This window comes from Clostridium cuniculi (genome assembly GCF_004353185.1).
Lineage (GTDB): Bacteria > Bacillota > Clostridia > Clostridiales > Clostridiaceae > Clostridium > Clostridium cuniculi.
This window is the reverse complement of the sequence record NZ_SMUS01000108.1, coordinates 1-698: the sequence shown is the minus strand read 5'-3', so window position 1 is coordinate 698 and position 698 is coordinate 1. Positions and strand designations below refer to the sequence as shown.

Annotated in this window: 8 tRNA genes; all 8 read right to left on the bottom strand. The window is 51.4% G+C overall.

Annotated features, from left to right (window positions below):
* Nucleotides 1-47 precede the first annotated feature (47 nt).
* Nucleotides 48-121 (bottom strand) — tRNA-Gly (locus EJJ37_RS19840).
* Between the two features lie 5 nt (nucleotides 122-126).
* Nucleotides 127-201: transfer RNA gene (locus EJJ37_RS19835), tRNA-Gly, on the bottom strand.
* A gap of 5 nt (nucleotides 202-206) precedes the next feature.
* Nucleotides 207-290: transfer RNA gene (locus EJJ37_RS19830), tRNA-Leu, on the bottom strand.
* A 7-nt stretch (nucleotides 291-297) separates the two neighbouring features.
* Nucleotides 298-373, bottom strand: a tRNA-Lys gene (locus tag EJJ37_RS19825).
* Between the two features lie 7 nt (nucleotides 374-380).
* Nucleotides 381-455 (bottom strand) — tRNA-Gln (locus tag EJJ37_RS19820).
* Nucleotides 456-458: 3 nt separating this feature from the next.
* Nucleotides 459-534 (bottom strand) — tRNA-His (locus tag EJJ37_RS19815).
* Nucleotides 535-538: 4 nt separating this feature from the next.
* Nucleotides 539-615 (bottom strand) — tRNA-Arg (locus tag EJJ37_RS19810).
* Nucleotides 616-618: 3 nt separating this feature from the next.
* Nucleotides 619-692 (bottom strand) — tRNA-Gly (locus tag EJJ37_RS19805).
* Between the last annotated feature and the right edge of the window lie 6 nt (nucleotides 693-698).

Here is a 698-nt window from a genome sequence, read left to right as displayed (position 1 = left end):
ACGCCTTAGAAGGGCGTTGCTCTATCCAGCTGAGCTAAACACGCTTATGGAGCGGGTAGTGGGAATCGAACCCACCTTTCCAGCTTGGAAGGCTGGAGTATTACCGATATACGATACCCGCATATTTGGAGCGAAAGACGGGACTCGAACCCGCAACATCCACCTTGGCAAGGTGGCGCTCTACCATTGAGCCACTTTCGCAAATTTGGTGCAGATGAAGGGAGTCGAACCCCCACGCCAAAGGCGCTAGATCCTAAGTCTAGTGCGTCTGCCAATTTCGCCACATCTGCATTTTTTTGGTGGCTTACCGGGGAATCGAACCCCGGACACCTTGATTAAAAGTCAAGTGCTCTACCGACTGAGCTAGTAAACCGAATAAATGGCAGGGATAGCAGGATTCGAACCTACGAATACCACAGTCAAAGTGTGGTGCCTTACCGCTTGGCGATATCCCTAAATGGGGTGAACGATGGGACTCGAACCCACGACAACCAGTGCCACAAACTGGCGCTCTACCAACTGAACTACGTTCACCATATGGTGCGTGTTAAGAGATTCGAACTCCTGGCCCACGCCTTAGAAGGGCGTTGCTCTATCCAGCTGAGCTAAACACGCTTATGGAGCGGGTAGTGGGAATCGAACCCACCTTTCCAGCTTGGAAGGCTGGAGTATTACCGATATACGATACCCGCATATTT